Source organism: Streptomyces sp. NPDC056222, from assembly GCF_042264065.1.
Taxonomy (GTDB): Bacteria; Actinomycetota; Actinomycetes; order Streptomycetales; family Streptomycetaceae; genus Streptomyces.
In genome coordinates, this window is record NZ_JBHJTL010000213.1 from 1 (window position 1) to 824 (window position 824).

Below are 824 nucleotides of genomic sequence, written 5' to 3' on the forward strand. Positions count from 1 at the left end.
GATAAACACCGCATGCCCTTCCACCACACCGCCGTGCAGCGTACCCGTCTCGCGGTAGTAGCGTGCACCCAGCGTCACATCCTGCGAACCGTTCTGGCTCATCGGCACTGACCAGCGTTGCCCCAGCACCACCGGATTACCCTCAAGCAGCAGCTGCACGCGTACGGCCCCAGCCGTGGCGTTGCCGGTGGGCGTCAAACGGCTGCCGGTGTTGCCCGGCGCGTTGGCGTCGGTCAGTGCCAGGTACATCGGGAATGCACCGTTGCAGTTCATCGGGACAGTGAACTCCCGCTCACGGGCAGTGCTGCCTTCCGCGGGCAGATCGGCAATGTCCACATCCTGCAGCGTGACAGCGGTAGCCGTGAGTCTGCAGGTCTTGGTCTTCAGGGTGGCGGTAACGTTGTAGTTGTCCTTCTTTACAAGCGCAGGATAGCTCGGCGTCGAATAGGTGATCTCTCCGACAACAGTGGTCGGCAACGCCTCCATCTCGCCGCCGCGGGACACTGCGGCCATGCGCACCCACGACCAGCGAGTGCTGCCGCTCCAGCCGGCACCGGGAAACTGCAGGCCGGTCTGCGGGTTGAAGGGCATGAACCGATTTCCCCCGCTGGCGTTGCCAACCGCGTACTGGAAGATCAGCAGCGGGGTTTTGGGCTTGCCGCGCATTCCGAACGCCGGAAAGGTCTCACCATCCACAGTGACGTTCCGGACAAACTCCAGTCCGGGCATTGCCGCTGAGACATCAACGGGTATCAGTTCACTGGCGTTGCAACCAAGCAGATAGGTGGCGTTGCCTGAATGCATCCAGGGACTGACAACGACAC

General features: G+C 62.5%; 1 protein-coding gene. It reads right to left on the reverse strand.

Features of this window, described 5'->3' with window-relative positions:
* The coding region (locus ACFC0D_RS38550) for a fimbrial protein (RefSeq protein ID WP_376446776.1) at positions 1-804 on the reverse strand (804 nt) is incomplete at its 3' end.
* Between the last annotated feature and the right edge of the window lie 20 nt (positions 805-824).